General features: G+C 53.0%; 10 protein-coding genes. 8 read left to right on the top strand and 2 right to left on the bottom strand.

The genetic code is table 11. The features are described 5' to 3' along the window. Window positions 1–40 precede the first annotated feature (40 nt). The 3 genes from mazG (at window position 41) to eno (ending at window position 4,072) form a co-directional block, all read left to right on the top strand. Complete coding sequence (gene mazG / locus ACKI5T_RS18435; protein WP_407439315.1) at window positions 41–832, top strand: nucleoside triphosphate pyrophosphohydrolase; 792 nt, start codon at window positions 41–43, stop codon at window positions 830–832. Between the two features lie 224 nt (window positions 833–1,056). Further along, on the top strand, window positions 1,057–2,694 hold the full coding sequence (gene pyrG / locus ACKI5T_RS18430) for a glutamine hydrolyzing CTP synthase (protein WP_015960227.1): 1,638 nt from the start codon (window positions 1,057–1,059) through the stop codon (window positions 2,692–2,694). Between the two features lie 82 nt (window positions 2,695–2,776). Then, window positions 2,777–4,072: a phosphopyruvate hydratase gene (gene eno / locus ACKI5T_RS18425; protein ID WP_407439313.1), complete on the top strand. Its 1,296-nt coding sequence runs from the start codon at window positions 2,777–2,779 to the stop codon at window positions 4,070–4,072. A gap of 56 nt (window positions 4,073–4,128) precedes the next feature. On the opposite strand, the gene ACKI5T_RS18420 is transcribed toward eno, so the two are convergent. Then, complete coding sequence (locus ACKI5T_RS18420; protein WP_407439311.1) at window positions 4,129–4,953, bottom strand: MurR/RpiR family transcriptional regulator; 825 nt, start codon at window positions 4,951–4,953, stop codon at window positions 4,129–4,131. 167 nt (window positions 4,954–5,120) lie between these two features. Between ACKI5T_RS18420 and ACKI5T_RS18415 the strand changes: the two genes are divergently transcribed. Genes ACKI5T_RS18415 through queE form a run of 3 tightly spaced genes read left to right on the top strand, consistent with a single transcriptional unit; the run spans window position 5,121 to window position 8,109 of the window. Beyond that, window positions 5,121–6,677: a PTS transporter subunit EIIC gene (locus tag ACKI5T_RS18415; RefSeq protein WP_407439309.1), complete on the top strand. Its 1,557-nt coding sequence runs from the start codon at window positions 5,121–5,123 to the stop codon at window positions 6,675–6,677. After that, entirely contained in the window at window positions 6,677–7,384 is a 708-nt protein-coding gene (locus tag ACKI5T_RS18410) for an N-acetylmannosamine-6-phosphate 2-epimerase (RefSeq protein ID WP_407439464.1), read from the top strand. Before ACKI5T_RS18415 ends, ACKI5T_RS18410 begins: the two co-directional genes overlap by 1 nt. 53 nt (window positions 7,385–7,437) lie before the next feature. Continuing rightward, entirely contained in the window at window positions 7,438–8,109 is a 672-nt protein-coding gene (gene queE / locus ACKI5T_RS18405) for a 7-carboxy-7-deazaguanine synthase QueE (RefSeq protein ID WP_407439307.1), read from the top strand. Between the two features lie 32 nt (window positions 8,110–8,141). Here the strand turns inward: queE and queD are convergent, their stop codons facing one another. After that, a complete protein-coding gene (gene queD / locus ACKI5T_RS18400) occupies window positions 8,142–8,507 on the bottom strand; it encodes a 6-carboxytetrahydropterin synthase QueD (protein ID WP_165500881.1) in 366 nt (121 codons plus the stop codon). Between the two features lie 362 nt (window positions 8,508–8,869). On the opposite strand from queD, the gene cysJ reads away from it, so the two are divergent. Further along, a complete protein-coding gene (cysJ, locus tag ACKI5T_RS18395; RefSeq protein ID WP_407439305.1) occupies window positions 8,870–10,675 on the top strand; it encodes an NADPH-dependent assimilatory sulfite reductase flavoprotein subunit in 1,806 nt (601 codons plus the stop codon). Then, a complete protein-coding gene (gene cysI / locus ACKI5T_RS18390; RefSeq protein WP_015960219.1) occupies window positions 10,675–12,387 on the top strand; it encodes an assimilatory sulfite reductase (NADPH) hemoprotein subunit in 1,713 nt (570 codons plus the stop codon). Before cysJ ends, cysI begins: the two co-directional genes overlap by 1 nt. Window positions 12,388–12,393 lie beyond the last annotated feature (6 nt).

Raw genomic sequence — 12,393 nt, 5'->3', positions numbered from 1 at the left:
ATTGCCGCCCGGCGTTTCTCATTTTTACCAGGAACTCCTCATGACCCAAATCGACCGCCTGCTCGGCATAATGAAACGCCTGCGTGACCCGGAAAACGGCTGCCCGTGGGACAAAGAGCAGACTTTCGCCACCATCGCGCCTTACACCCTCGAAGAAACGTACGAAGTGCTGGACGCTATTTCGCGTGAAGATTTTGACGATCTGCGCGGCGAGCTGGGCGATCTGCTGTTCCAGGTGGTGTTTTACGCGCAAATGGCTCAGGAAGAGGCGCGTTTCGATTTCGACGATATTTGCGCTGCCATCAGTGACAAACTTGAGCGTCGTCACCCGCATATTTTTGGTGAGGCAACAGCAAACAACAGCACCGAAGTGCTGGCCCGTTGGGAGCAAATCAAAAGTGCTGAACGGGCTGAAAAATCGCAGCATTCCGCGCTGGATGATATCCCGCTGAACCTGCCAGCGCTCATGCGCGCCCATAAAATTCAGAAACGTTGCTCAACCGTAGGGTTTGACTGGACCTCATTAGGACCGGTGCTGGATAAAGTGCATGAAGAAATTGATGAAGTGATGCACGAAGCAAAGCAGGCCGTGGTCGATGAAGCCAGACTGGAAGAGGAGATGGGCGATTTGCTTTTTGCGACGGTTAATTTATCCCGTCATTTAGGGGTGAAAGCGGAAACCGCGCTGCAAAAAGCCAACCTTAAATTTGAGCGTCGTTTCCGCGAAGTTGAGCGCATTGTCGCCGCCCGCGGCCTGGAAATGACCGGTGTTGACCTCGATTTGATGGAAGAGGTCTGGCAGGAAGTAAAACGCCAGGAACATGATCTCTAACGAATTTTCGCGATCAAGCGCAATTTGTGTGATTTTTTAAATGACAAGCGCTTGATTTGCGTCAAAAACAATTACCCAAAAGCGGCTATTTTCTCACTCCCTATGTTTGTCAAAGCCTGAGTCAGGAGACGGAGAATGAAAGTTTGTGGCACTCGCCGTGTTCGGGTATACTACTTTCCCGTCCTGGTTATTCCATCATTCCAACCTAACTTCTCAGGTTCAGCATGACAACGAACTATATTTTTGTGACCGGCGGGGTTGTATCCTCTCTGGGTAAAGGCATTGCCGCAGCCTCTCTCGCGGCCATTCTTGAAGCCCGTGGCCTCAATGTGACCATGATGAAATTGGATCCGTACATCAACGTCGATCCAGGCACCATGAGCCCAATCCAGCACGGCGAAGTGTTCGTTACCGAAGACGGCGCTGAAACCGATCTGGACTTAGGTCACTACGAGCGCTTCATTCGTACCAAAATGAGTCGCCGCAACAACTTCACTACGGGTCGTATCTACTCCGACGTTCTGCGTAAAGAGCGCCGTGGCGACTATTTAGGCGCAACCGTTCAGGTTATCCCGCATATCACCAATGCAATCAAAGAGCGCATCGTTGCCGGTGGCGAAGGCCACGACGTTGTGCTGGTTGAAATTGGCGGTACGGTCGGTGATATCGAATCTCTGCCATTCCTGGAAGCGATTCGTCAGCTGGCGGTAGATATTGGCCGTGAACACGCGCTATTTATGCACCTGACGCTGGTACCTTACATGGCCGCTGCCGGTGAAGTGAAAACTAAACCGACTCAGCACTCCGTGAAAGAACTGCTCTCTATCGGTATCCAGCCGGATATCCTGATTTGCCGTTCCGATCGTGCCGTTCCCGCCAACGAACGTGCGAAAATTGCATTGTTCTGTAACGTTGCTGAAAAGGCTGTAATTTCTCTAAAAGACGTCGATTCCATTTATAAAATCCCGGGCCTGTTGAAATCACAGGGTCTGGACGATTATATTTGTAAACGATTCAGCTTGAACGTTCCTGAAGCTAACTTGTCCGAATGGGAACAAGTTATTTACGAAGAAGCGAATCCGGCAGGCGAAGTGACTATCGGTATGGTTGGCAAGTATATTGAACTGCCAGATGCCTATAAGTCAGTCATCGAAGCGCTGAAACACGGTGGTCTGAAGAATCGCGTCACTGTTAACATCAAGCTGATTGATTCGCAGGATGTTGAAACGCGCGGCGTCGAAATTCTGAAAGATCTGGATGCTATTCTGATCCCTGGCGGCTTCGGCTACCGCGGTGTAGAAGGCAAGATCGCTACCGCACGCTTTGCGCGTGAAAATAATATTCCTTACCTTGGCATTTGCCTGGGTATGCAGGTTGCGTTGATTGAGTTTGCTCGTAACGTAGTGGGTATGGAAAACGCGAACTCTACGGAATTTGTGCCAGACTGTAAGTACCCTGTTGTGGCGCTTATCACCGAATGGCGCGATGAAGACGGTAACGTCGAAGTCCGTACCGAGAAGAGCGATCTGGGTGGCACGATGCGTCTTGGCGCACAGGCTTGTCAGGTTTCTGAAGACAGTCTGGTTCGCAAGATGTATGGCTCGACAACCATTACCGAGCGCCATCGTCACCGCTACGAAGTCAACAACATGCTGTTGAAACAAATTGAAGCCGCGGGTCTGCGTATTGCGGGCCGTTCCGGGGATGATCAGTTAGTCGAGATCATTGAAGTGCCAAACCATCCTTGGTTTGTTGCTTGTCAATTCCACCCGGAATTTACTTCAACGCCACGTGATGGGCATCCGCTGTTTGCAGGCTTTGTGAAAGCCGCCAGCGAGTACCAGAAGCGTCAGGCGAAGTAAAAAAAGTTAGAACGGCAACGCGTACCTTGAGTACGCGTTGTTTGTCTGGAGTTTTAGTTTAACTTGTACTGAGGAAAATCTAATGTCCAAAATTGTTAAAGTCATCGGTCGTGAAATCATCGACTCCCGTGGTAACCCTACCGTAGAAGCTGAAGTTCACCTTGAAGGTGGTTTCGTTGGTATGGCTGCTGCGCCGTCAGGTGCTTCTACTGGTTCCCGCGAAGCGCTGGAACTGCGCGATGGCGACAAATCCCGTTACATGGGCAAAGGCGTACTGAAAGCTGTTGGCGCGGTTAACGGCCCAATCGCTCAGGCTGTTCTTGGCAAAGATGCCAAAGACCAGGCTGGTATCGACAAGATCATGATCGATCTGGACGGTACTGAAAACAAATCTAACTTCGGTGCGAATGCAATCCTGGCTGTGTCTCTGGCAACGGCTAAAGCGGCTGCTGCTTCTAAAGGTCAGGCGCTGTTCGAACACATCGCTGAACTGAACGGCACCCCAGGCAAATACTCCATGCCGGTTCCGATGATGAACATCATCAACGGTGGTGAGCACGCGGACAACAACGTTGATATTCAGGAATTCATGATTCAGCCAGTTGGCGCGAAATCCCTGAAAGAAGCTGTTCGTATGGGTTCTGAAGTGTTCCATAACCTGGCTAAAGTTCTGAAAGCTAAAGGTATGAACACTGCTGTTGGTGACGAAGGTGGCTATGCGCCAAACCTGGGTTCCAACGCAGAAGCACTGGCTGTTATCGCTGAAGCGGTTAAAGCTGCAGGTTATGAGCTGGGCACCGACATCACTCTGGCGATGGACTGTGCAGCATCTGAATTCTACAAAGACGGTAAATACGTTCTGGCTGGCGAAGGCAACAAAGCCTTCACCTCTGAAGAGTTCACTCACTTCCTGGAAGATCTGACCAAACAGTACCCAATCGTCTCTATCGAAGACGGTCTGGACGAATCTGACTGGGACGGTTTTGCATACCAGACTAAAGTTCTGGGCGACAAAATCCAGCTGGTTGGTGACGATCTGTTCGTAACCAACACCAAGATCCTGAAAGAAGGTATCGAGAAAGGCATCGTTAACTCCATCCTGATCAAATTCAACCAGATCGGTTCTTTGACCGAAACTCTGGCTGCGATCAAAATGGCGAAAGACGCTGGCTACACTGCCGTTATCTCTCACCGTTCAGGCGAAACTGGAGACGCTACCATCGCTGACCTGGCTGTTGGTACCGCTGCTGGCCAGATCAAAACGGGCTCTATGAGCCGTTCTGACCGCGTTGCTAAATACAACCAGCTGATTCGTATCGAAGAAGCACTGGGCGAAAAAGCTCCGTACAACGGTCGTAAAGAGATCAAAGGTCAGTAATACTGAGCTTTCGATTTAAAGAAAAACCCGCTTCGGCGGGTTTTTTTATGCCTGAATTACAGCAACAGGGGAAGCGTCGCACTGGCCGTTTGCTGACTGGCGTCACCATACCGATCGTCCAGCGAAATCATGGTCGTTGCCAGAAGCTCCACAAGCAGCATCACGCCGACTTTGGCATTCAGCGCACCCGCGCTGAGCGGGCCTTCAGGCTTCGCTGCCACCAGCAACATATCGCTTAAAGATGTCAGCGGGCTTCGCGGCGTATTACTCAGCGCCAGCACGTGCGCGCCTCGTTTTCGCGCGAGTTTCACGACGTGTAAAAGATCCCGTGTCGAGCCGGAACTCGAAATGGCCACCACCAGATCGTCAGACGTTAAGGTCGTCGCATTCATCGACGCACGATGCATATCGCTAAACAACTGTGCCGGCTTGCCGAGGCGAAGCAATTTGTAGTGAAGGTAATCACCGATAATCGCGCTTGCCGCCACGCCATAAATATAAACGGAACGCGACTGGTGTAATGCCTGAGCGGCTTTTAACAGAATCTCCCGGTCGAGCAGACGAGAAGTATCCTGTAGCGCCAGAATCGACTCTTCGACGATGTCGTCAATCTCATCGCCTTTCTTTAGCGGCACGTGTTCACGCTGAACATCCAGCGCCAGCGCCATCTTAAATTCGGTATATCCCTTACACCCTAGCGTGCGGCATAGCCGCGTCACGCTCGCTTCGCTGGTGTCGCTTTCGCGCGCCAGCTCGGTAATCGTCAGGTAGAGCACTCTGGAAGGATCGTTAAGGACAAACGATCCCAACTTTTGCTGCGTTGGACTGTATCCAGAGACGCCCTGGCGCAGCCTGAGCAGCAGATTTTCATTTTCTGACATACCTGATCCTTGATGCGTTTTTCTACCGGCTAGTGTGGCGGAAAGCGGGGGAAAGATGCCAGTCATTTTAAAAAAGTATGATCCACCTCTGTCTTTTTGGTGATAATTTTCAGTTTATTAATTTTATGTGGTAAAAATTTTCATCAGTTAATGGGGGAGTGAAAATAATGATGCAAATGTTCAGCGGTGCCTCATCAGGCGCGTGGTTTGAAAAAGCCCAGCGGTTTGGTAAGTCGTTTATGTTACCGATCGCCGTGTTGCCTGCGGCGGGTTTGCTGCTAGGAATTGGCGGCGCGTTATCAAATCCGAACACGCTTACGGCCTATCCATTTCTCGATATCGGCTGGCTGCAGGCCATTTTCACTATAATGAGCAGCGCGGGTTCGATTGTTTTTGCAAACCTGTCGGTGCTGTTTGCGGTTGGCGTTGCGGTTGGTCTGGCAAAAACGGACAAAGGCACGGCTGGGCTTGCAGCTTTGCTCGCGTTTTTGGTGATGAATGCCACCATCAATGCATTGCTGATTCTGACGGGCAAGCTCGCGCTGGAAAATCCAGGTGCCGTGGGGCAGGGGATGACCCTTGGGATTCAGACGCTGGAGACAGGCGTCTTTGGTGGCGTGGTGATGGGTCTGGTCACCTGCACTCTGCATCATCGGTTCAATAAAATTGCGCTTCCGCAGTTTCTCGGCTTCTTTGGTGGCTCACGCTTTGTGCCGATTATCAGCTCCCTCGCAGCCATCGTCGTCGGCGCGGCGATGACGGTCGTGTGGCCGCACTTTCAGAAACTGATCTTTGGCCTCGGCGGCCTGGTGGATGCGACGGGTTATATCGGCACGCTGCTGTATGGTTTTATCCTGCGGATGCTCGGCCCGTTTGGTTTGCACCATATTTTCTATCTACCTTTCTGGACGACGGCGCTGGGCGGCAGTGAGATCGTTAACGGTCATCTGGTCGAAGGCACGCAGCGGATCTTCTTTGCACAGCTTGCCGATCCGAATACCCAACAGTTTTACCTCGGCACTTCACGTTTTATGTCAGGGCGTTTTATCACCATGATGTTCGGCCTGCTCGGGGCGTGTCTGGCGATGTATCACACTGCCAAACCCGAGAATAAAAAGCGCGTCGCGGGGCTGCTGATTTCTGCGGCGTTGACCTCTTTCCTGACGGGTATTACCGAGCCGATTGAGTTCTCGTTCCTGTTCGTGGCACCGGTGCTTTATGTCATCCACGCGTTCTTCGATGGACTGGCATTTATGCTCGCCCACATTCTGCATATCACCATTGGGCAGACATTTTCCGGCGGCTTTATCGATTTCATCCTGTTTGGCGTCCTGCAAGGCGAGGCCAAAACGAACTGGATGTATGTTCCGCTGGTCGGCGTGCCGTGGTTCTTCCTCTATTACTTCACCTTCCGCTTCATGATCACCCGATTTGGCTACGCCACGCCGGGACGTGAAAAAGAGGCGGTGGTCGAAAGCACGCTCCCACAAAGTGAACGCGCGGCGGCGGTGATCGCCGGGCTGGGCGGCAAAGACAATCTGGACGAGGTGGACTGCTGTGCGACGCGGTTACGCGTGACGGTCAAGGATGGCGGAAAGGTTAATGAGGCCGCGCTGAAAGCCACTGGCGCACGCGGTGTGATCGTCCGCGGTAACGGCGTCCAGGTGATTTACGGCCCGCATGTCACCATTATCAAAAACGAAGTTGAAGAGATTTTATCGTGATGAAGACTGTACTGGATGTATTGAAAGGCAAATTAATCGTCTCCTGTCAGGCGCTGGAAAACGAACCGCTGCACAGCCCGTTCATTATGTCGCGCATGGCACTGGCCGCGGCGCAGGGTGGTGCGGTGGCGATTCGCTCCAACAGCGTGGCGGATATCGCCGCCATTAAACAGCAGGTTTCCCTGCCGGTGATTGGCATCATTAAGCGCGATTATCCGGGCAGCGAGGTGTTTATTACCGCTACGTTCAAGGAGATCGATGAACTGATGACGGTGAATCCGGAAATTATCGCGCTGGACGCCACCGCCCGACCGCGTCCGGATGGACAAACGCTGGAATCGTTTGTCGGGCAAATCCGCGCGCGCTATCCGTCGGTGCTGTTGATGGCGGATATCGCCACGCTGGCGGAAGCGAAAGAGGCACAAGCGTTGGGATTTGATTGCGTAGGCACCACTCTTTACGGCTATACGGCGGAAACGCATGGCAATTCGCTTCCCGAAAATGACTGTGAGTTTTTACGCGATGTGGTGGCTGCCGTGAATATTCCTGTCGTGGCTGAAGGCAATGTCGACACGCCTGAGCGTGCTGCGCGCTGTCTTGCGCTAGGCGCTCACACGGTTGTGGTGGGGGGCGCTATTACGCGTCCTCAGCAAATCACGACACGTTTCGTTGCGGCGATTGAGGCACACAGCACCGATCGGGCATGAAACATGGGCGGGGATCTGCGATAATTAATGATTATCCCCAAAGTGAGATGACTATGCAGTACCCGATTAACGAGATGTTCCAAACCCTGCAAGGCGAGGGTTACTTCACTGGCGTTCCTGCTATTTTTATTCGTTTACAGGGATGCCCGGTTGGCTGTGCCTGGTGTGATACCAAACATACGTGGGACAAACTGGCGGATCGGGAAGTATCGCTGTTTAGCATTCTTGCCAAAACCAAAGAAAGCGATAAATGGGGAGCCGGGAGCGCAGAAGATCTGTTGGCGATAATTGGTCGTCAGGGATGGACGGCGCGCCACGTGGTGATAACCGGCGGCGAACCGTGCATTCACGATCTCATGTCGCTGACCGATTTGCTGGAAAAGAACGGCTACAGTTGCCAGATTGAAACCAGCGGCACGCACGAAGTGCACTGCTCTCACACCACCTGGGTGACCGTATCGCCAAAAGTGAACATGCGCGGTGGTTACGACGTGCTTTCGCAGGCGCTTGAGCGTGCCGATGAGATTAAGCATCCGGTTGGCCGCATGCGTGATATCGAAGCGCTGGATGAACTGCTAGCGACGTTAACCGATGAAAAGCAGCGGATCATCGCCCTTCAGCCAATCAGTCAGAAAGATGACGCGACGCGTCTGTGCATTGAAACCTGCATCGCCCGCAACTGGCGATTGTCGATGCAGACGCACAAGTATCTGAATATTGCCTGAAAAAAAGCCCGGTCATTTCGCCGGGCTTTTTCTTACTCTCCGCGATACACGCAGCCTGCGGTACACGTCTCTTTGATCATCACCGAGCTTAACAGCGGCACCAGCGGTTTCATCTGATCCCAGATCCATTTTGCCAGCACTTCGCTGGTTGGGTTTTCCAGCCCGGGAATATCATTCAGATAGTAATGATCGAGGCGATCGTACGTCGGCTTAAACGCCGCTTTCAGTTCGGAGAAGTCCATAATCCAGCCAGTATGTGGATCGACTTCACCGGTAATCTCAAGACGCACCATAAAAGAGTGCCCGTGCAGACGGCCACATTTATGCCCTTGCGGGACATGCGGGAGGTGATGGGCGGCTTCGAAGATGAAATCTTTAAACAGTGTGGTGGACATCATGTGCTCTCAGTAGTGCGGAAAAAACCGCCGCATAGTACCGGAAAGCACATTTTTAATCATTAACTAAAACGGCCATCATTCGTAGTGCAGTTGCTCGGGGCAAATTTGGTAAATTTTATGGTTATATTTCAGTGATTTGCTTAACCAGTTTTGTTGTTATCAACCATAGCTAAAACAGGTTAGTTCTTTTGGTTATTTGTTATTTCCATCCCTTCTTTAATTGTTATTATCCCCGCCGTTAACCTTATCTTCAGTTTGGATTTTATGCCCGTCATACTTCAGTTGTCGCTCCGTTGGCTGCAACTCGAACTATTCAGGACATATTACTTGAAGTCCGCTTTGCTACTGGAACATAACGACGCATGACAACACAGGCCCCACCTTCGAATTTGCTTCCTCTGAACCCGGAGCAACTGGCGCGCCTTCAGGCAGCCACCACTGATTTTTCACCTACGCAGCTTGCCTGGGTTTCCGGCTATTTCTGGGGAATGCTCAATCAGCAGCCTGGAGTGGTCGTGAATGCGCCAGCTACAGCGGTTGAAATTCCGGCTATTACGCTGATATCTGCTTCGCAAACGGGCAATGCCCGTCGCGTGGCGGAAGCGCTGCGTGACGATCTGCTCGCCGCCAAACTGAACGTGAACCTGGTGAACGCCGGGGATTATAAATTTAAACAAATCGCGTCAGAAAAACTGGTTGTCGTTGTGGCATCAACACAGGGCGAAGGCGAACCGGCCGAAGAAGCGGTCGCGCTGCATAAATTCCTGTTCTCCAAAAAAGCGCCAAAACTCGACGGCACCGCGTTTGCTGTCTTTGGTCTGGGCGACACATCCTATGAGTTCTTCTGCCAGTCCGGCAAAGATTTCGACAGCAAGCTGGCGGAACTGGGCGCAGAGCGTCTGCTGGATCGCGTGGATGCCGACGTTGAGTATCAAGCCGCTGCCGCCGAATGGCGCGCACGGATTGTGGATGTGCTGAAAGCGCGCGTACCGAAGGATACGCCAGCACAGGCGGCGATCAGTGCTTCAGGTGCGGTCAATGAAGTCTCTACCAGCCCGTATACCAAAGAAGAGCCGCTGGTTGCGAGCCTGTCCGTAAATCAAAAAATTACCGGTCGCGATTCGGAAAAAGACGTTCGCCATATCGAAATTGATCTGGGTGATTCCGGCTTGCGCTACCAGCCGGGTGATGCGCTTGGCGTCTGGTATCAAAACGATCCTGTATTAGTAAAAGAGCTGGTTGAATTGCTGTGGTTGAAAGGCACCGAGCAGGTCAACGTGGAGGGCAAAACGCTGTCGCTTTCCGAAGCGCTACAGTGGCATTTTGAGCTGACGGTCAACACCGCCAATATTGTCGAGAATTACGCCACGCTGACCCGTAGCGAAACGCTGCTGCCGCTGGTGGGCGACAAAGCCAAACTGCAGCATTACGCCGCAACCACCCCGATTGTCGATATGGTGCGCTTCTCTCCGGCACAGCTCGACGCCGAGGCCTTAATCGGTCTGCTGCGCCCGTTAACGCCGCGCCTCTATTCCATTGCCTCGTCTCAGGCGGAAGTGGAAAGCGAAGTGCACATCACCGTGGGGGCCGTACGCTTCGATATCGAAGGTCGTGCGCGGGCGGGCGGGGCCTCCAGTTTCCTGGCCGATCGCGTTGAGGAAGAGGGCGAAGTCCGCGTCTTTATTGAACATAACGATAACTTCCGCCTGCCAGCGAACCCTGAAACGCCGGTCATCATGATTGGTCCAGGCACTGGTATCGCGCCGTTCCGCGCGTTTATGCAGCAGCGTGCAGCTGAGGAAGCGCCTGGCAAAAACTGGCTGTTCTTTGGCAACCCGCACTTTACGGAAGATTTCCTTTATCAGGTTGAGTGGCAGCGTTACGTCAAAGAGGGCGTGCTCTCACGCATCGATCTGGCGTGGTCACGTGACCAAAAACAAAAAATATACGTACAAGACAAACTGCGCGAACAGGGCGCAGAGCTGTGGGCGTGGATCAATAACGGCGCCCACCTTTATGTCTGCGGCGACGCCAATCGTATGGCGAAAGACGTTGAGCAGGCTTTGCTGGAAGTGATTGCCGAATTCGGTGGTATGGATATCGAAACGGCGGATGAATTTTTAAGTGAGCTGCGCGTAGAGCGCCGTTATCAGCGAGATGTCTACTAATGAGTGAAAAACACCCTGGCCCACTGGTGGTCGAAGGCAAACTGACTGACGCCGAGCGCATGAAGGTTGATAGCAACTATCTGCGCGGCACCATTGCCGAAGATTTAAACGACGGTCTGACCGGCGGTTTCAAAGGCGACAACTTCCTGCTGATCCGCTTCCACGGTATGTATCAACAGGATGACCGCGATATTCGTGCGGAACGTGCGGAACAAAAGCTGGAGCCGCGTCATGCGATGCTGCTGCGTTGCCGTCTGCCGGGTGGAGTCATCACCACGAAACAGTGGCAGGCGATTGATAAATTCGCCCACGACAACACGATTTACGGCAGCATTCGTCTGACCAACCGTCAGACCTTCCAGTTTCACGGCATTCTGAAAAAGAACGTGAAGCCGGTACACCAGATGCTGCATTCCGTCGGACTGGACGCGCTGGCGACTGCGAACGACATGAACCGTAACGTGTTGTGTACCTCCAACCCGTATGAGTCAGAGCTGCACGCCGAGGCGTATGAATGGGCGAAGAAGATCTCTGAACATCTGCTGCCGCGCACCCGCGCGTATGCGGAGATCTGGCTCGATCAGGAAAAAGTCGCGACCACCGATGTCGAGCCGATTCTGGGTCAGACCTATCTGCCGCGTAAATTTAAAACTACGGTGGTCATTCCGCCGCAGAATGATATCGATCTGCACGCCAACGACATGAACTTCGTGGCGATTGCGGAAAACGGCAAGTTGGTTGGCTTTAACCTGCTGGTGGGCGGTGGTTTGTCCATCGAACACGGCAACAAGAAAACCTACGCACGCACCGCGAGCGAATTTGGTTATATCCCGCTGGAGCACACGCTGGCCGTGGCCGAAGCGGTAGTGACCACGCAGCGCGACTGGGGTAACCGTACCGATCGTAAAAATGCGAAAACCAAATATACGCTGGAGCGCGTCGGCGTAGAGACGTTCAAAGCAGAAGTCGAACGTCGCGCGGGGATCACGTTTGAGCCTATCCGTGCGTATGAATTTACCGGTCGTGGCGATCGCATCGGCTGGGTCAAAGGCATCGACAATAAATGGCACCTGACGCTGTTTATCGAAAACGGCCGTATTCTGGATTATCCGGGCCGTCCGCTGAAAACCGGTCTGCTGGAAATTGCTAAGATTCATAAAGGCGAGTTCCGCATCACAGCGAATCAGAACCTGATTATTGCCGGCGTGCCGGAGAGCCAGAAAGCGAAGATCGAGAAGCTGGCGCGCGAGCATACGCTGATGGATGGCGTGAAGCCTCAGCGTGAGAACTCAATGGCCTGTGTGTCATTCCCAACCTGTCCACTGGCGATGGCGGAAGCCGAGCGTTTCCTGCCGTCCTTCACCGATAAAGTGGAAGCGGTGCTGGCGAAACACGGTATTCCGGATGAGCATATCGTGATGCGCGTGACGGGTTGCCCGAACGGCTGTGGCCGTGCACTGCTGGCCGAGCTTGGGCTGGTGGGTAAAGCGCCGGGTCGTTACAACGTGCATCTGGGCGGCAACCGCAGCGGGACGCGCATTCCGCGTATGTATCGCGAAAACATTACTGAACCCGAAATTCTTGATTCACTTGACGAGCTTGTTGGGCGCTGGGCGAAAGAGCGTGAAGCGGGTGAAGGCTTCGGCGACTTTACGGTGCGTGCGGGCATCATTCGCCCTGTGCTCGATCCCGCCAGAGATTTTTGGGAATAAAAGAGA

This window comes from Lelliottia sp. (genome assembly GCF_045627565.1).
Lineage (GTDB): Bacteria > Pseudomonadota > Gammaproteobacteria > Enterobacterales > Enterobacteriaceae > Enterobacter.
The sequence above is the reverse complement of the archived record's forward strand: the minus strand, read 5'-3'. Positions and strand labels throughout refer to the sequence as shown.

What these genes read in the sequence shown, in the direction of transcription:
- mazG (WP_407439315.1), top strand. Translation starts at nt 41, where the DNA reads ATGACCCAAATCGACCGCCTGCTCGGCATAATGAAACGCCTGCGTGAC.
- pyrG (WP_015960227.1), top strand. Translation starts at nt 1,057, where the DNA reads ATGACAACGAACTATATTTTTGTGACCGGCGGGGTTGTATCCTCTCTG.
- eno (WP_407439313.1), top strand. Translation starts at nt 2,777, where the DNA reads ATGTCCAAAATTGTTAAAGTCATCGGTCGTGAAATCATCGACTCCCGT.
- ACKI5T_RS18420 (WP_407439311.1), bottom strand. Translation starts at nt 4,953, where the DNA reads ATGTCAGAAAATGAAAATCTGCTGCTCAGGCTGCGCCAGGGCGTCTCT.
- ACKI5T_RS18415 (WP_407439309.1), top strand. Translation starts at nt 5,121, where the DNA reads ATGATGCAAATGTTCAGCGGTGCCTCATCAGGCGCGTGGTTTGAAAAA.
- ACKI5T_RS18410 (WP_407439464.1), top strand. Translation starts at nt 6,677, where the DNA reads ATGAAGACTGTACTGGATGTATTGAAAGGCAAATTAATCGTCTCCTGT.
- queE (WP_407439307.1), top strand. Translation starts at nt 7,438, where the DNA reads ATGCAGTACCCGATTAACGAGATGTTCCAAACCCTGCAAGGCGAGGGT.
- queD (WP_165500881.1), bottom strand. Translation starts at nt 8,507, where the DNA reads ATGATGTCCACCACACTGTTTAAAGATTTCATCTTCGAAGCCGCCCAT.
- cysJ (WP_407439305.1), top strand. Translation starts at nt 8,870, where the DNA reads ATGACAACACAGGCCCCACCTTCGAATTTGCTTCCTCTGAACCCGGAG.
- cysI (WP_015960219.1), top strand. Translation starts at nt 10,675, where the DNA reads ATGAGTGAAAAACACCCTGGCCCACTGGTGGTCGAAGGCAAACTGACT.